This is a genomic window from Algibacter amylolyticus, from assembly GCF_014202225.1.
GTDB classification, from domain to species: domain Bacteria; phylum Bacteroidota; class Bacteroidia; order Flavobacteriales; family Flavobacteriaceae; genus Algibacter_B; species Algibacter_B amylolyticus.
On the sequence record NZ_JACHGE010000003.1, the window covers coordinates 429,031 to 447,232 of the forward strand.

General features: G+C 31.7%; 16 protein-coding genes and 1 other RNA gene. 10 read left to right on the top strand and 7 right to left on the bottom strand.

Translation table 11 applies throughout. The annotated features are described in order from the left end of the window. Positions 1–113 precede the first annotated feature (113 nt). Complete coding sequence (locus HNQ90_RS09535) at positions 114–1,538, bottom strand: ATP-dependent DNA helicase (RefSeq protein WP_144118030.1); 1,425 nt, start codon at positions 1,536–1,538, stop codon at positions 114–116. Between the two features lie 125 nt (positions 1,539–1,663). On the opposite strand from HNQ90_RS09535, the gene HNQ90_RS09540 reads away from it, so the two are divergent. From HNQ90_RS09540 to HNQ90_RS09560, 5 genes are all read left to right on the top strand, one after another. Beyond that, positions 1,664–2,398, top strand: a complete 735-nt coding sequence (locus HNQ90_RS09540) for a hypothetical protein (RefSeq protein ID WP_144118031.1) — start codon at positions 1,664–1,666, stop codon at positions 2,396–2,398. Next, positions 2,382–3,203, top strand: a complete 822-nt coding sequence (locus tag HNQ90_RS09545) for a DUF3822 family protein (RefSeq protein ID WP_144118032.1) — start codon at positions 2,382–2,384, stop codon at positions 3,201–3,203. Before HNQ90_RS09540 ends, HNQ90_RS09545 begins: the two co-directional genes overlap by 17 nt. Further along, positions 3,203–3,742, top strand: a complete 540-nt coding sequence (rsmD, locus tag HNQ90_RS09550) for a 16S rRNA (guanine(966)-N(2))-methyltransferase RsmD (protein ID WP_144118033.1) — start codon at positions 3,203–3,205, stop codon at positions 3,740–3,742. The genes HNQ90_RS09545 and rsmD overlap by 1 nt, the downstream gene beginning before the upstream one ends. Positions 3,743–3,906: 164 nt before the next feature. Then, entirely contained in the window at positions 3,907–4,419 is a 513-nt protein-coding gene (locus HNQ90_RS09555; protein WP_144118034.1) for a nuclear transport factor 2 family protein, read from the top strand. 34 nt (positions 4,420–4,453) lie between these two features. Then, entirely contained in the window at positions 4,454–5,203 is a 750-nt protein-coding gene (locus tag HNQ90_RS09560) for a hypothetical protein (RefSeq protein ID WP_144118035.1), read from the top strand. Between the two features lie 82 nt (positions 5,204–5,285). On the opposite strand, the gene rnpB is transcribed toward HNQ90_RS09560, so the two are convergent. Further along, an RNA gene (gene rnpB / locus HNQ90_RS09565) (RNase P RNA component class A) lies at positions 5,286–5,605 on the bottom strand. A gap of 419 nt (positions 5,606–6,024) precedes the next feature. Next, entirely contained in the window at positions 6,025–7,065 is a 1,041-nt protein-coding gene (locus tag HNQ90_RS09570) for a class I SAM-dependent methyltransferase (RefSeq protein ID WP_144118036.1), read from the bottom strand. Positions 7,066–7,358: 293 nt separating this feature from the next. On the opposite strand from HNQ90_RS09570, the gene dnaX reads away from it, so the two are divergent. The 3 genes from dnaX to HNQ90_RS09585 are packed head-to-tail and all read left to right on the top strand — an operon-like array spanning position 7,359 to position 10,256. Then, the gene (gene dnaX, locus HNQ90_RS09575; protein WP_144118037.1) at positions 7,359–9,092 is read left to right on the top strand and encodes a DNA polymerase III subunit gamma/tau; all 1,734 of its coding nucleotides are present in this window, start codon (positions 7,359–7,361) and stop codon (positions 9,090–9,092) included. A gap of 49 nt (positions 9,093–9,141) precedes the next feature. Next, a complete protein-coding gene (locus HNQ90_RS09580; RefSeq protein WP_144118038.1) occupies positions 9,142–9,660 on the top strand; it encodes a hypothetical protein in 519 nt (172 codons plus the stop codon). A 14-nt stretch (positions 9,661–9,674) separates the two neighbouring features. Then, positions 9,675–10,256 (top strand): MiaE family protein, encoded by a 582-nt coding sequence (locus HNQ90_RS09585; RefSeq protein WP_092853762.1) that lies wholly within the window; start codon positions 9,675–9,677, stop codon positions 10,254–10,256. Here HNQ90_RS09585 and HNQ90_RS09590 read toward each other — a convergent pair. The 4 genes from HNQ90_RS09590 to HNQ90_RS09605 form a co-directional block, all read right to left on the bottom strand. Beyond that, on the bottom strand, positions 10,253–10,855 hold the full coding sequence (locus HNQ90_RS09590) for a porin family protein (protein ID WP_144118039.1): 603 nt from the start codon (positions 10,853–10,855) through the stop codon (positions 10,253–10,255). The two genes, HNQ90_RS09585 and HNQ90_RS09590, sit on opposite strands and share 4 nt — an antisense overlap. A 180-nt stretch (positions 10,856–11,035) precedes the next feature. Continuing rightward, entirely contained in the window at positions 11,036–11,941 is a 906-nt protein-coding gene (locus HNQ90_RS09595) for a Ppx/GppA phosphatase family protein (RefSeq protein WP_144118040.1), read from the bottom strand. A 1-nt stretch (position 11,942) separates the two neighbouring features. Then, positions 11,943–14,009, bottom strand: a complete 2,067-nt coding sequence (gene ppk1 / locus HNQ90_RS09600) for a polyphosphate kinase 1 (protein WP_144118041.1) — start codon at positions 14,007–14,009, stop codon at positions 11,943–11,945. Between the two features lie 139 nt (positions 14,010–14,148). Then, positions 14,149–14,634 (bottom strand): SixA phosphatase family protein, encoded by a 486-nt coding sequence (locus HNQ90_RS09605; protein ID WP_144118042.1) that lies wholly within the window; start codon positions 14,632–14,634, stop codon positions 14,149–14,151. Between the two features lie 459 nt (positions 14,635–15,093). Between HNQ90_RS09605 and HNQ90_RS09610 the strand changes: the two genes are divergently transcribed. Beyond that, positions 15,094–15,669 (top strand): hypothetical protein, encoded by a 576-nt coding sequence (locus HNQ90_RS09610; protein ID WP_144118043.1) that lies wholly within the window; start codon positions 15,094–15,096, stop codon positions 15,667–15,669. A gap of 39 nt (positions 15,670–15,708) precedes the next feature. Continuing rightward, positions 15,709–18,202, top strand: a 2,494-nt coding sequence (locus HNQ90_RS09615) for a SprB repeat-containing protein (RefSeq protein WP_183822323.1), incomplete at its 3' end; no start/stop codon positions are given.

Below are 18,202 nucleotides of genomic sequence, written 5' to 3' on the forward strand. Positions count from 1 at the left end.
TTTAATGTTGGCGGATACCTGCGCCAGGGATAGAAAAGGAAAGCCCACAGCCCGACGTAGGAGGTGCGAGGACTTGTATTGGATAGCCCGACCCTTTGGGTGGCGCCCAAAAATTATTCTTCGAAAAACTCGTCTTTAAACCCTATTAAATATAATTTTTCTTTGGCTCTGGTAACCGCTGTATATAACCAACGTAAATAATCTTTATCGATGCCGTTTGGTAAATAAGGTTGCTCTACAAAAACAGTATCCCACTGGCCACCTTGCGATTTATGACACGTTATGGCGTATGAAAACTTAACTTGTAAGGCGTTAAAATGTTTGTTGCTTTTTACTTTTAAAAACTTTTTATACTTGCTGGTTTCGTCCTCGAAATCTTTCATAACTTCTTGATACAGCCTATTGGAATCCTCGTAAGGTAAGGACGGTGTTTCGGCATCGATAGTATCGAGCATTAAAACGGTTTCGAAGGGTGCCATTTTTGGGTAATCGACCATGCGTATTTTTACCTCGGCAAACCGGAAGCCATATAACTCTTGTATGCCAAAAATTTCAAGCACTTCAATAATATCGCCATTGGCAATAAAACCGGCTTCGGTTGTGGGTTTTATCCAGAAATAGTTGTTTTTTACCACCATTAAATAATCGCCAGCGGTTAGCTCGTGCTCGTTAAATAAAATTCGGTTTCTAATTTGCTGGTTATACAAATTAGCGCGTTTATTACTCCGTACTATAATTGCGGTTTCTTCTTTACCCAACTCGCTATAGGAGTCGTTTATAGCATCCATTATTTCGTAGCCATCAACTAACCTTATAATATCTGCAAAACCCTTAATATCGAACTTAAAAGACTCGAAAAAGTTACTAGACAAGGTATCTCTTAATATAGTTGCATTTACCAAGATACCCGAATCTTGTTCTTGTCGTACTACTTCATCCAATTCCATTCTTGTGACTTCCTTGTCGTAGTTTAAGGCTAGTGTACGCTCATCCAAGGCTGGACTAATATCTAATTTTACAGGAGGCAACTGTGCCGTATCTCCTATTAAAAGTAATTTACAGTTATGGCCACCATATACATATTGAATTAAATCGTCTAGTAACGAGCCACTATCCATTTGTTTAGAATCTGTTGGAGTATCTGGAATCATAGATGCCTCATCTACTATAAAAATGGTGTTTTTATGCTTATTGGGCTGCAAAACAAACTTTACACCACCAGATTTTTCCTTTTTAGGAAAGTATATTTTTTTATGGATGGTAAAGGCTTCTTTTTTGGAATAATTAGAGATAACTTTAGCTGCTCTACCCGTTGGAGCCATTAATACCGCGCTTTTTTTTGCCTTCCATAAATTAGATACTATAGCGCCTACAATGGTTGTTTTTCCTGTACCTGCATAGCCTTTTAATAAATATAAGTCGTTTGAGTTTTTTGAAAAAATAAATTCTGCCAATTGCTGAAGGACAATATTTTGTTTAATCGTAGGTTGAAACGGAAACTGCTGTTTTATAAGGGAATAGAATTGAGATGCTGTCATTAATGATTGTCCTAATTAAAAATTATTCAAATATAGAAATGATTTTTATGTCCTTAGGTTTTAACGATTAAAAAAAAATTGTAGATTTGCTAAAACCATTAACGAATTTTTAATAAATAGATACTATGACATTTTTCTTAATTGCATTAGCAGTGATTCTTGGTACAATTGGCTTGGTAAAGTTAGTTGACAAATTTATCCCGTCTAAACTTAAACCTGTTTTGACTATAGCACTTTGGTTATTAATCGCCTTTTTAGGGTACCAAACTTATATGTCTATTTATGAGCCAATAAAATTTAACAAGGAAAAAAACAAACGCTATGCAGTTGTTATTGAAAGCTTAATTGATATTAGAGATGCTCAATTAGCGCACAGACAAGTTACAGGGAAGTTTGCTAAAACTTTTGATGGCTTAATTAAATTTATTGACACAGCTGAATACACTTTAACACAACGTAGAGATTCTAGTGTTATCGATAAAGAATTAACTAGAAGATATGGTGTAGATACTACAAAAGATATTGTTATTATCGATACTTTAGGTACTGTTCCTGTAAAAGATTCGTTATTTAAATCTTCTAACCGTTACAAAACAATGATGAACGTTCCTGTTGGTCAAGAAGGTGCTAAGTTTAAAATGGATGCTGGATTTGTTGAGCAAAACAACATTAACATTCCAGTTTTTGAAGCTTCTGTAAAAAAGGATGTTTTATTATACGATCAAAACAGAGATTTAGTAATACAAGAAAACCAAATAATATCTGTTGACGGTGTTAATGGAGATGCATTAAAGGTTGGTTCTATGGACGAAGTTAAAACTGGTGGTAACTGGCCAAAAACTTATGGCGATAGCGAATAATATTACTAAAACAAATACTAATATAGAATTGTCCATTCAAATAAGCTTGAGTGGACTTTCTTTTTCTATACTAAATAGAGACTCCAAAACTATTGTGGTTTTTAAGTGCTATAATTTTGAAAAAAAATTAAACCCTATTGAAGTTTTAGATCAATTAAAGCAGCTATTTGCAAGAGAAACTGTTTTACAAGGACACTTCGGTAATATTATTATTATTCATGATAACGACTTATCTACCCTTGTACCAAAATCACTATTTAATGAAAGTCATTTGGCAGATTATTTAAAGTTTAATTCTAAAATTTTAAAATCTGATTTTATAGCCTATGATACCATTAAAGAAAACAACAGCGTCAACGTATATGTACCTTACATAAATATTAATAATTACATTTACGATAAGTTTGGCGCCTTTACTTTTAAGCATGTTTCCACTATTCTAATAGAATCTATTCTACAAACAGAAAAAGAATCGAATACCACTAACATGTATGTTAATGTAGGCGACAATCATTTTGAAATTGTAGTAGTAAGTAACAGTAACCTACAACTATACAATAGGTTTTCGTACCATACTAAGGAAGATTTTATATATTACATTCTGTTTACGGCCGAACAACTAAATTTAAACCCAGAACATTTAAATTTAGTTTTACTTGGCGCTATAACCAAAGAAAACGATTTGTACCATATAGCCTATAAGTACATTCGAAACATAACGTTTGGTGCAAGAAAAGAATCCTATAAATACCTTGGCAGCCAACCATCAAAATATTCTAATTTCACTTTACTAAATAGCTTTTAATGCGCATTATATCAGGTTTATACAAAAGTAGAAAAATAGTAGCACCAAAAAACCTTCCTGTACGCCCTACTACAGATATGGCCAAGGAATCACTATTTAACATTATTAACAACCTGTATTATTTTGATGATATTTCGGTTTTAGATTTGTTTGCCGGCACCGGAAATATAAGCTACGAGTTTGCCTCTAGAGGCACCGAACAAATTACTTGCGTAGACCAAGACTTTGGTTGTATTAAGTTTATAAACAAAACTGCCGAAGCTTTCGGTATGCCTATTCAAACTATTAAAAGCGATGTGTTTAAGTTTTTAGAAAAAGCAACCATACAAGCTAATATTATTTTTGCAGACCCGCCTTATAATTTCGAGTTAGAGCAGTTCTCTAAAATACCAGAATTCGTTTTTAAAAACAACTTATTATTAGAGGATGGTGTATTAATTGTAGAACATTCCAAGCACACTAATCTTTCTAGTTTAGAAAACTTCGCCTATTCAAAAAGCTATGGTGGCAATGTATTTAGTTTTTTCGAAAAAGGATAAACTAAATATATTTTTATAACCCGTTTTTTTTCAGTACATTAGAAGTCTCCTTAAGAGCCTCCCCGGCTCTACACAAATTTCATCTCTCAAATAAAGGGCATACCTTTTTCTTGATATTGTTTATGGTTAATTGTTAATACTAACTTTTAAAACCATAAATTAAAATGAAAAAACTTTTTTTATTAGGGCTTGCACTCTATCTATTTGTTGCTTGCCAAGACAAACAGCAAACACGTTATTTCGAAAGTTCTCCAGAAATTGAAACCTTTAAGGCTAATATTAAAGCCTACGAATCTCAAGATTGGGAAACATGGAAAGCCAATTATGCAGATACTGCAAAAATTTATCATAATGCCAATAAACAAGCATCGCCAGAAGAAACCATGAATGGTATGATACAAACACTTTCCAATTTTTCTGAGTATAAATTATTAGATGATGCTACCGAAATTGAAATGATAATAGATAAAGAGGGCAACACCTGGGTAAACTACTGGAACGGTTGGGCGGCTAAAGCAAAATTAACAGGTAAAACCATAACTGTGCCCATACATATAACAGCGCAATTTATAAATGGTAAAATAGTAAATGAATACGCCTATTACGATACTTCAAGTATGCGAGCAGCCATAGCAGAAGTAAAAGCTACTAGAGAAAGTAATACCACAAATAAGTAAATTTTAAGTTACCTAACCATTAAACACTAATAATATGAAAACAATTAAAACAACGTTACTACTTAGTCTATTGTTATGTTTCACGACTTATATTTGTCAAGCACAAAAAATGTTTACGGTCCATCAAGACAATGTAAAACCTTCCATGATTATGGAATATGAAGCTGTTGCTAAAAAACTACTTGAAGCCTCTAAAAAGCATAATGTAAAAACCTCCTGGACTGCCATTACCACAAACGAGTTAAAATATTTATACCTAACACCTATTAATAATTTTGCAGCATTAGATGAGCGCCCTTTCGCAGATATGGCAAAAGCCATGGGAGACGATTTTGGTAAAATGTTCGATGAATTTGATATGTGTTACGATTCGCATACCGATTATAACATAACTTTGGTAGAAGACCTCTCATATATGGAAGAAGGTGCGCCCATAATTCAAGAAGGAGAAAATTTCCGAAAATTTTATTATCTATATTTCACACCAGCTAATGCAGCTAAAATTCGCGAAGGGATAGAGGCAGTAAAAGCACTATATATTGCAAAAGGATCAACAGAGTATTATAGAATTTACAGAAGCGGCTTCGGAAATCCAGAACAATTTTATCTAGTAGTAGTATCTGCTAAAGATGAAATAGATAGCGCCACAAAATCTAAAGCAAATGATAAGGTTTTAGGGCTAGATAAATGGGATGCTTTTAGTAAAGTTATAAATAATACTAGTCGTGTTCAAGAACAATCAGGAGAAATTCGTCCAGATTTATCCTATGCACCAAAAGAATAAACAATAAAGCCAACCAATTAAACAATAACCAACCCTTTTTTAAACCTCAAACCCTTCCTGAAAATTTCAAGAAGGGTTTGTATATTTAAGTAAATCTATAAGCCGAATTCTGTACTTTTTTATCACTAAAAAAGCCCTTATCATTTATCTACGTGCATTGTTACCAATACACTTTAGCTGCCTACCCTCCAACAATCGAGCGTGCCGCCCTCAAACGTTGGTTTACATGACATTGCACCACATAGAGTTTACCTGGTTTCACTACAGCTTGACCTGTACATACTTTCTGTTGCACTTTTCCTAACCTCACGGTTGGTGGTTATTAGCCACTATGTTGCACTACGGTGTTCGGACTTTCCTCCATCTTGAATAAATCAAAACAGCGATAAGGCGATTTACTGCCGCGAAATTACAATAAACTAAAAGTATAATCTAAATAAATTTGAATATTTGGGCGTTACCCTAAAAAGGGTCAGGCTTTCACTACTCGCTTCCTCCTATAGTCGGCGAGCTCAAACATGCCGTTCAATCCTTAACGCAAGTATCTACTAACATTAAGTTAAACTATAAGTCCTTTTTGTATTTAATAACATAATAACTTATGCAAGAATTTAAACTAAATAGCCTTGAAACTTCTCACTAGTTAAAATCCATTAAAACATCTGATATTCATAAAATTATGCTTATCCTAATATTTCAGAAAACGGATTTTTTTTTATATTTATTAAGGATTATGTTAACTGTATTTTGAAAAACATTAAAATGATATTACTAACCAAAATTTCAAATTCTAAGAGTGTACAAAGAATTATAAACCAATTTTAATATCTGTTATACAACTTTTTTACAAAATTATAAGTACCCGTAAAATGTAAAATTTTGAAAAGAATTAATTTATTTTTTTTCGAAAGAAACAAATAAATCTCATTTAGTTTACGCTTGCTTTCTAAACTCGACATATATGTTTTTACGTCACCGTAATCACTTATAGGTATACGATCTAAATCTCCCTTAAATTTAAATGCAGACATAACAAATTGATTTCCATAAATTAATTCAAAACCATGTTTATTAAATAAATTAGTTAAAGAATTTAAAGTAAAATGAAAGGTATGTGCATTTTGAAAATACTTTAAAATATCATAATTATAATTTTTATGTATTTCCTTTATACCTGGAACTTCTATATAAACAATTGTCTCCGGCTTTATATGCTTTTTTAGCAAAGACAATTCATAATTAAGATCAAGAATATGTTCTAAAACATGAGAGTATATTATTAAATCGGGTTTTACCTCTAATGTAATATCTTTTAATGAACCAACTTCTAGGTCTAAATTATATTTACTTATCCCATAATTAATATATTTTTCACCTAAATCAATTCCCTTAACAAAATGCCCCTCATCCCTAAAATGGTCTAATATCCCTCCTGCTCCACAACCAACCTCTAAAACATTTATCGGTGTTTTACTCAATAAATTATGATTTGATAAAAAAGTATAAATTCTTTTACCAAATTTTTTTTGAAATTGGAAAAAAGTTGGACTAACCTCCTCACTTCCACCATATAATTTTCTGTATTCTAAATTATAAAAAGAATTGTAGGATTCTTGAATCATTCTCGGACTTGTGTATACTAAACCACATTTTTGACACAGATTAGTAGAAAAAAACAACCCATATCTATCTTTTTCACCTATTAAATCTTTATCATTAGAATTACATATAGGACAACTGATATACTCAAAATGATAGTTACCTATTTCCACTTTGTTGTCAATCTGTTTTTTTATCTCAATCTGAAGTTCATTCAACCTTAAAATCGAAACTCCGTCATTCTTTAATCTTCTAGATAACATTTAATTATAATTATGGTTAAACAGATAAAATATTTTAATACAGGGCAACATGAAGTTATATACCGAACAAAGCTAATGAAAACATACAATATTTTGGTAAATAGTCTTAAGAAGAAATTTTAATTAAATTAAAAAAATAATCATCATGAATATTATCATTTCAGTTTGAATATATAATTTAATAAAGTTTTGGATTTAACTATATCGTTTTGTTAATAACTCCTATTAATTTTCAACGTCATAATTCTAAATTCCAAATTGAATTTTTAACTTTGTTATCTCAAGATTTAACTATGGAGCATTTTGTTGTATCGGCTAGAAAATACAGACCAGAAGCGTTTAAAGACGTTGTTGGCCAGCAAGCTATTACAAACACTTTACTAAATGCCATAGATAACAATCATTTAGCTCAAGCCTTATTATTTACAGGACCGCGTGGTGTTGGTAAAACAACTTGCGCACGTATTTTGGCTAAAATGATTAACAGCGACGGTAACGAAACTGGCGATGAAGATTTTGCTTTTAACATTTTCGAGCTCGATGCCGCATCCAATAACTCGGTAGATGATATTAGAAGTTTAACCGACCAAGTTAGAATACCACCGCAAGTTGGAAAATACAAAGTTTATATTATTGATGAGGTCCACATGCTCTCTCAAGCCGCTTTTAATGCCTTTTTAAAGACTTTAGAAGAACCACCTAAACATTGTATATTTATACTTGCAACTACCGAAAAGCATAAAATTATACCTACAATCTTATCGCGTTGTCAAATTTTTGATTTTAAGCGTATTACAGTAAAAGATGCTAAGGAGTATTTAAAATATATAGCAGGCGAACAGGGTATTACTGCCGAAGATGACGCCTTACATATTATAGCTCAAAAAGCGGATGGTGCCATGCGTGACGCCCTTTCTATTTTTGATCGTGTAGTTAGTTTTTCTGGTAAAAATCTAACTAGACAAGCCGTAACAGAAAACTTAAACGTACTTGATTACGAAACGTATTTTACAAGTACAGATTTAATTCTAGAAAATAAGATTCCAGATTTATTACTTCAGTTTAATAATACGCTTTCTAAAGGTTTCGATGGGCATCATTTTATTGCAGGATTAGCCTCTCACTTTAGAGATTTGTTGGTTAGCAAAACGCCCGAAACTATCGCCTTATTAGAAGTTGGCGACCAAACTAAAGAGAAGTACTTAAAACAATCGCAAAAAGCCTCGCAAGAGTTTCTCATGCAAGGCATTCAACTAGCTAACGACTGCGATCTTAAATACAAAACAAGTAAAAACCAACGCTTACTTGTCGAATTAACTTTAATGCAACTTGCCTCTATCACTCATGATGGAGAAAAAAAAAATAGCAAACATTACATAATTCCTGCTTCATATTTCCAGAAAAAAGGCATTACGCCTATTCCGGTTAATGTTCCCAAGAAAACTGAAAACGCTACCCCTTCCGCGAAAGCGCAAACAGAACCATCTGAAACCACAGATAAAAAACCGGCAACGGTTAATAAAACTGAAGATCAAGGACCTCCTAAAATCATTTTAAAACAAAATGCCAAACGTCAATCTGGATTAACGTTATCTAGTATTCGCGCAAAAAAAGAACATCTAATAAAACAAATGGATGTTGTGGTTGACGAGGAAAACCTACCTAAAGAACCATTTGAAGAGCAAGATTTCATTAAAGCTTGGAATACGTATACCGAAAAATTGGTTTCCGATGGGCAACATAATTTAGCTTCCATTTTATCTATAGATGTACCAAAAGTAAAAGGAACTGTAGCGCATTTAGAGTTTCCAAATGCGACAAACAAGGTAGAACTAGAACGTCAGCAATTTAAACTTTTAGGGTATATTAGAAAGGAATTAAGTAATTATGATATTACTTTATCTATAACAGTAAACGAAGTTATGGAAAAGAAATACGCCTATACGCCTCAAGATAAATTTGAAAAACTAAAGGAAAAAAACCCGAATATTGACCTTTTAAGAAAAACTTTCGATTTAGATGTTTAATTTTTTGAAAAACATCAGGTTATCAATATTATTACTACCTGTAATCGTTATGTTTTTTAGCTGCGATGGTCGTGAAAGAAAGCATAAAACAAATGTAGAAGTTTTTAATGCATCGAACCATAAGGATTCAATTTTAGAAAATATAAAGTATTTTCCTGAATCTTATTTTGAGACCATTACCGACACTATTTTATCCAACGGATTTGAAGTTAAAATTAAAACTTATGCCGATATGAATAGTAGCGTTTTAAATGAATTTAAAGTAGATACTATTGTTCACAAACATTATTATAGAGATGCAATTTCAGAAATTACAGTTTTAAAAAATAAGGTAGAAATTGTATCTGAGAAAATTAACAAATCCTATTTCTTAAATCGAGATAAAGAATTAAAACAATATTTTGAAACTGCTAATTTATCTGGAGTTTGGGTAAACCAAAATGATTCTATTTCAGAAAACGAAATAAGCATATATATTATGTTTTGTAAGCCTGAAACCGACAACTATTTTCTAAACGAAATGATAGTTAGTAATAATGGAACATTTTCCATAAAAGAAATTATATAATAAAATTAATACTTATGTTAGGATTAAAACTACCAACCGATCCACGTTGGGTAAACATTGTAGAGAAAAATATTGAAGAAATACTTACCGATCATGCTTTTTGCGAACAGAAAGCAACAAGTACAGCTATTTCGCTTATTGTAAGTTTTCCTGAATACACAGAGTTAGTACAAGAAATGACGGCTTTAGTAAAAGAAGAAATTAGTCATTTTAAAATGGTACACGATAAAATTATAGAACGCGGTTGGGTATTAGGTAGAGATAGACGTGATGATTATGTTATCGCGCTTTTAAAATTCTTTCCTAAAGGTGGCAGTAGAACAACACAACTAGTGCATCGTTTATTATATGCAGCACTAATAGAGGCTAGAAGTTGCGAGCGTTTCAGGTTACTTTCAGAAGAATTAGAAGATAAAGAATTAGCCGAATTTTATAGAAACTTAATGGTTAGTGAAGCCAACCACTACACTATGTTTTTAGGTTTTGCCAGACAATATGGTGAAAAAAAAGAAGTTGATACCAAATGGCAACAACTTCTTGAATATGAGGCTGAAATAATTTCAAATTTAGGAACTAGTGAAGCTATCCACGGTTAAAATTTGTAACCGACACCTAATTGAATATTTCTATTTTTTGCTTCGATACCTAAGTTATCATCGAATACATTTCTAATACCATAATTATATCTAACATCTACAACAATAGCATAATTAATTTTGTAATCGGCACCAATAACTGCCGAATATCCCATGTTTTTCATTCCGTCATCAACTTTTTGAACCTTCCATCCTACTTGTGGGCCGATGCCTGCATGGAATTTCTCACTAAATCTAAATCTAAACAGAATTGGCATTTGTATATAATCTAAATGAAGTTCTTCTTTATTCGCGCCTTCGGCAGAAAACTGTATTTCTGGCACTATAGATAAGGTTCTAGAAATACCCATATTAGCTAAGAAACCAACATACAAACTGTTTCTGTGCTCATTACTAAAAGAAGGTTCATCTTTAAAATCTAAATGAGAAATGGTATAACCTGCTCGAATACCAAATTTAATCCCGCTAGAAGCCGACCATTTTTCTTGAACCTTTGCAGTGTCTTTAACCTTTGTTGAAGATTTAATTTCTATGTCTTCTTGAGCGAAGCCTTGTAATGAAAAACCAAGTAACACTGTAAATAGTAGTAATTTTTTCATCTGTATTTTTATTAAATTAATCTATCAGATGCTAATAGCCCAAAGATTATGAAGTTAAAGCAACATAAACATAGGTTTTACATTATTAATAGATTTGGGTTATTATTAATGGTACTATAGCCTACGAATATATATCATAAATTTAAAAAACGACAACTATACAAGCCAAAGTGCAAAATTTTACTGTGTATTACTAGAAACGGTATCATAGTATATACTTTTTATAATTCCATCGGCAAGACCAATTTTAGGTACATATATGTTTTTTGCTCCAGCCCATTTCATGGCCGAAAGATATATGCGCATAGCAGGAATTATTACATCGGCTCTATCTTGATTTAACGAAAGTTCTGTAATACGCTCTTCGTAGGAATAGGTTTGTAACATGTTGTAATATGAGGTCATATAAAAATAAGAAAGTGGTTTCCCAATTGATTTACCAGATACCTTGAAAATTTTATTAATATTTCCACCAGAACCTAATACATCAATTTTATGATAATCCTTTGTGTGCGTATTAATCCATTCTTGCAACTCTAGCCAAGTTTCTTTTTTAACCATATCATTTAACAAACGTACGGTTCCTATTTTAAAAGATCTTGAAACTACTTGATCTCCTCTATCTATAACAGTAAATTCGGTGCTTCCTCCACCTACATCCACATATAAATAGGTTTTGTTTGCATCTATAAATTTATTTAAATCGGTTGCCGCAATAATTGCTGCTTCCTCTTCGCCTCCAATAACATCAATACTTATTCCAGCATGTTCTAAAACCAAGTCTACTACTTTCTTTCCGTTTTTAGATTCTCGCATTGCAGAAGTAGCACAAGCCTTATATTTTACCACCTTATGAGATTTCATAAGTAATTTAAAAGCAAGCATGGTATCGAGAATACGCTGCGTGTTTTCTTTAGAAATTTTTTCTTTTATAAAAACATCTGCCCCTAATCGTATTGGTACACGTACAAGTGAGTTTTTTTTAAATTCAACAGGCTTTCCTTTTTGTTCAATTATATTTGAAATTAACAGTCTTACAGCATTTGAACCAATATCTATGGCAGCATATTTTTTTATTGAAAGCATATTAGTTTTCTAATTTATTAAGGTAATAGTCATAGATAGCAAATTGAGATCTTACTTTTGGCTTATCGTTTACAAGATATTGATTTTCTTGAGAATCATTCAAAACTCTAGCTTTAACATTATCATTCCAACTAATATTAAAGGTATCTATAATTTCTTTTTTAATATCTTCATCATAAATAGGACAACTTACTTCTACTCTATTTTCAATATTTCTAGTCATCCAATCTGCCGAAGAAATATATAGTTTTGCATCGCCATTGTTTCCAAATATATAAACTCTAGAATGCTCTAAAAACTTATCGACCACACTAATAATTTCAATATTTTCACTCATGCCTTTTATACCAGGAATTAAGCAACAAATACCTCTAACTATCATTTGTATTTTTACTCCGGCTCTGCTAGCTTCATACAATTTATCAATCATTGGATAACTTGAAATGCTATTCATTTTTAATCTGATTAGCCCTTCTCTACCTTCCTTTACATTTTCAATTTCATTATCAATCAATTTAAAAACGCTACTTTTTGTAAAATGAGGCGATACCAATAAATGTTTATACCTATAAACCCTATAGTTGGTTTCAAAAAAGCTAAAAATCTGATTTACATCCCTTAAAATCTTTTTATTAGCAGTAAAAAGCGTATAATCCGTATAAATTTTTGCTGTAGATTCGTTAAAATTCCCAGTACTTATAAACCCGTATCGTTTTAGTTTTTTGCCTTCTTCTCGCTCTAAAACACACATTTTACTATGCACTTTAAGACCTGTTACACCAAATATTAAATTGATGCCTTCTTCCTTCATTTGTTGGGCATAATCAATATTAGCTTGCTCATCGAACCTTGCGCGAAGCTCTATTGATACGGTAACAGCTTTACCATTAACTGCAGCGTTAATTAAAGAACTTGCTACATGTGATATTTCTGCAAGACGGTAAATTGTTATTTTAATTGTTTTAACCTTTGGATCTAAGGCCGCTTCTCTTAAAAATTTAACAATGTAAGAGAATGTTTGATATGGCGCATGTACCAAATAATCTTTTTTACTAATGGCATTAAATATACTGTCTTGCATACTTAATCCTTTAACTGGTAGTGCCTCAATTTTATCATATAAAAGATCTGTTCTTCCTAAACTTGGGAATCCCATATAATCTCTTTTATTATGGTAGCGTCCACCTGGGATAATACTATCAGTATCATCAATCCCCATTTTAGACATAAAATAGCGAAGCGTTTCTTTATGAATAGTTTTATCGTAAACAAACCTTACAGCTTCACCTATTTTTCTATGTTTTACACTATCCGATATTTTTTCGATAAAACTTTTACTTAAATCACTTTCAAAATCTAGCTCTGCATCTCTAGTAATCTTGATCATGTGAGCAGAAATAGCCTTGTATTCAAAGATATTAAAGATATCTCCCAAACAATAGCGCAATACATCATCAACCATAATAATGTAGTTCTTATCTCCCTTCTTTGGCAATTCCACAAAACGATCAACCGATTTAGGAATTTCTATTAAAGCAAATTGCTTTGTATCGCCAGACATTAGCATGCGTACTGCTAAATAAGCAGCAGTATCCTTTAAATTTGGTAGTACAACCGAATCATTGAGTATAATGGTAACTAAAGCTGGACTAACCGTTTTAAGAAAATATTGTTTTATAAACTCACTTTGTGCTTCATCAATTTGAGTTTCATTTATAATATAAATATTTTCTTCCTTTAACTTTTTATCTATATTACGCAGTATTTTAACACTTTCACTTTGTTGCTTAATAACAATTTGAGTAATTATTTCCAGCAATTCTTTTGCTTTAATACCACCAAGTTCACTTTTTCCGCCTTTACCAGCTTCTACAATACGTTTTACAGTAGCATATCTTACTTTAAAAAACTCATCTAAATTATTGGAAAATATACCTAAAAAACGCAATCTTTCTATTAAAGGAACCGACTCATCTTCAGCTTCTTGCAATACTCTTGCGTTAAATTGCAACCAGCTTATTTCTCTATTTACATAACTGTTATTTGTTGAGATTTCAGGTTTAGTCATTAACTATAATTTAATTTTTAATATGAAAAACAAATATATTCTATTTAGAACAAATTATTGATATTTTCTTAAGAAGGAATAATTAAATTTTAAACATTTTAATGTTAAATTATTGCTATAAATGTAAATATAGAATGGGCTACTTTAAATCGCGAGGAAATATCGTTTTTAAAGTTTTTCCAGGTTTTAAAGCACTCCATTTTTCGATATCAAACTCAATTATAACCACACCAGATGTAGGAACATTATCTATGTGCTTTGTACCAAAAGTATTAACAAATGCAGTTATGGCATGATTATGACCAAATACCATTAAATTATTAACCGAATCATGCACATCTTTTACAATACGAACTAGATTTTCTCCTGAAAAATCATATAAATTTGGATTGAATTTTACCAAATTTTCCTCTATACCTAAGGCAGAAATAAAGATTTCTGCTGTTAACTTGGTACGTTGTGCATCGCTACAAAGAACTAAATCTATGGTTTTCAAGGCATAACATAATTTTTTAGAAACTAAATTAGCATCTGTTACACCTCTAGATTTTAAAGGCCTTTCATGGTCATTTAAATTAAACTCCCATGAGGATTTAGCATGTCTTATTAAAATTAATTTTTTCAAAATACTCGATTAAATGCTGAATTTTACCGATAAAAAGTTGTTTTTCTCGATAAAAATCAATTTATTTGTTCTTTAAAATGATAAATAAATATATGCCAAAAAACTTTAACAGTTAAAAAGGACGTACTTATTTTATAACATTATTTTTTTTTTGGCACTTAATTTATGATCAGAGAAACTAATGATCAATAAACAATTGATTTACAGTTGGTTATATGTGTGACTAATTTCCATTACTGGGGTCACAATACTATATTTGATTATGTAAGTAGTAAATGAGTGTGTTTAAGTGGCTATAAAGAGAAATATTGTTTTATATTTGTGGACAAAATCTCACATGCCTGAAGCATGAAATATTACCAACAAATTGCTATTAACAAAAAATCTCTATTCTCGACAAAATATAAATAATTTAAGATCACATGGTGTGCTATCACCTTCACCAAAAAAAAATAATCTATGAAAGTATTTTACGTTTTAGTATTAACTATGTTTATTGGAGGTACTACGCTACAAAAAAACGGCTCCACGATAAACACTAAAAACTGTAGCGCAACATTAACGGTGCACAAACACAGAAGTTTTAAATCGGCAACCGAAAACGGCGCTGAGTTTATTTTAACAGGAGCGAGCATGTTATCCGCTCTGCAGGACGTTCAATTAACTATTATTGAAAAAAGTGATAAGCCAAATACAGAAAAAATTCACTTTTATATTTTACAAGTCGCAAACAATACATCTGACTCAATTACCTTTACTTTAACTAGTGAAAATATAGATTGTAACGAGGAAAGTTTTGAGTTGCAGACAGATTTTAATTTTGAATTTTATAACCTAAATCAAACCGAACAAATTAGTGAGGTTACAGTTGCCAATAATAGCGCTGTTAAATTTTACATGAAGAAAATCACTCCAGAAAGCGCACAAAAATCTGCTTGGAATTGCGCACGTATTGAAGCTTCTAATGCGGAAGGAAATTATACATCATCAATAACAATGAAATCTTTAGTACAAGACCCAACAAAGGTTAATTAAATACATGTGCGATTACGAGTTATTCAAAAAAATGGATTTATGAGAAATATTACTATTTTTAGTATTAAAAAATTGGCCGTAGTTGTATTTATTTTTTTAAGTGCAACTGCTGTTTTTTCACAAGTACAACAACAATTTAGCCCTAGATTTAATCAAGTTGTAAGGGGAGATTTTGGTATGGTAGCAAATAACGTACTATCTAGAACATCAACAGGTAATTACAACGGAAACAACGATAATCACGATTACACAGATAATGTTTATGTAGATATTGATAACGATAATAGTACATTTAACTCTAGTAGTGCTAATTTTACTAACCCAAAACCTAGTGCTACTTGTTTATCTGTTATTAAAGCTTATTTATATTGGGCCGCCGCCGATAGAGAACCCTCTACAAATGGAGATAATGAGCCTAACTGGAATTATAATGATGTGAAATTAATGACTCCAGGTCAGTCGAATTATACAACCATAACTGCAGATGAAGTAATTTATAGAGGTCGTAATTTCCATTTTTCGAATGATCCATATATATGTGTCAAAGATATAACCAATTTAGTTCAAAACCTTTCAACACCCTTTGGCAAGTATCAAGTCGCAAATGTTGAAGCTAAAACCGGCGAGCTAATTGCACATGGTAATATTAATGCGGGGACTTCTGGTGGTTGGCAAATTGTTTTTGTTTATGAAAGTCCAGATTTAGTACAGAAAAACATTACTGTATTTGATGGTTATGCACATATTACGAGTTCTCAAAACAATTTTAATATAAATTTTAATGGATTTCAAACTATTTCTAATGGTCCTGTACAATCAAATGTATTAATTGGAGGGTTAGAAGGCGATAGAGACTTAAGTGGTGACCGTTTACAAATCAGAAATACATCAAACAATTTTGTTGATATTGATGCTCCGCAGCGAGATACTAACAACTTTTTTAATAGTAGAATTACTGTAGGTAACAACAATTTTATTGATAGAAACCCATCTAGTACAAATACATTAGGTTTTGACGCTGCATTATTTAGTTTAGATAATAGCGGTAATAGATTAATAGCAAATAATCAGACATCTGCAACTTTCAGAATGACTTCTGACCAAGAGGTTTATGGATTATATTTATTAGGTTTAGCAATAGAAGTTTATAAACCAGATGTTAGCCCAATGGTTTTAACTACGACTTCTAGTACGTCTAATTTTGATCCAGAAGATAGTATTAATTTTAATTTTAACATTCAAAATACTGGCAATGATAATGTTAAAAACTTTATTTTAACAACTCCTGTTGCTCCACAAGTAGAAAACATAAGAGTTAATAATTTACCTGATGGAGTAACGTACACATTCAATTCCAACATACTAACCTTCCAAATTGAAGATGGACTTCTTGATGCATTGGGAAATGGTAATGGTAATGGTAATATATTAAATCTTGATTTCGACTTTATTTTAAAAGATGAATGCTTTTTTTTAGAAGAATCTTGTGATTTAGATTTTAATTTACAATTCACAGCATCTTACACTGGTGCAATTAACCCAGAAGAACAAACAACCATTAGTTCTACGGCTGTTGATGAGTGTAATGTAGAAAATTTAGAACCCTTCGTAGTAAATATAAACCAACCTAGTGCGAGTTGGGTTAGTCAAGTTGGAGAATTAGATAGGACTATTGAATGTAATAATTCAGCAGAATTAGAGAATGTTCAAGCATTACTGCCCGAGGTATCATGTGACAATTTAACCCCAATTAAAACTGCTGGATCTTTTGTTTCTGATGGAACCTGCCGAAATAATGGAACTTATACAAATACTTTTAATTTTATAGATGAATGTGGTGCTACAATAGCTAATTATATACAAGTTATTACTGTTGAAGACACTACTGGTCCAGAATTCACAAATCCGTTACCGGAAAACATAACTGTAGAATGTAGCAATGTACCAGAACCTGCCAATCTTCAAGCAACAGATAATTGCGGAACCGCAGATGTTACTTTTACTGAAACAAAAGAGGATGGGTCTTGTCCTGGAAATTATACACTAACAAGAACGTGGGTTGCTACAGACCAATGTGACCTAACAGTATCACACACACAAACTATAACAGTTGAAGATAAAACGGCGCCTGTATTTGTAGAAAATTTACCAACAAATGAAACAGTTAACATAAATAATATTCCTACTGCTCCTACGCTAACGGCTACTGATGCTTGTGGTACTGCTGAAGTTGTTTTTGAAGAAGAAGAAACTGGTGATATATGTACAGGAAGTTATACTATAGAAAGAACTTGGACCGCAACCGATGAATGTGACTTAACCAATGTCCATACGCAAACAATTACGGTAAATCAACCAACTTTAGAGGCATCAATCGATACGATAACCAATGTATTATGTAACAGCGAAGCCACTGGTGGTATTGATATTACGGTTACTGGTGGTACAGAACCATATCAATTTATTTGGAATGATGCTAATAACTCAACCTCAGAAAATTTATCTAACGTCATCGCCGGCGCTTATAATGTAA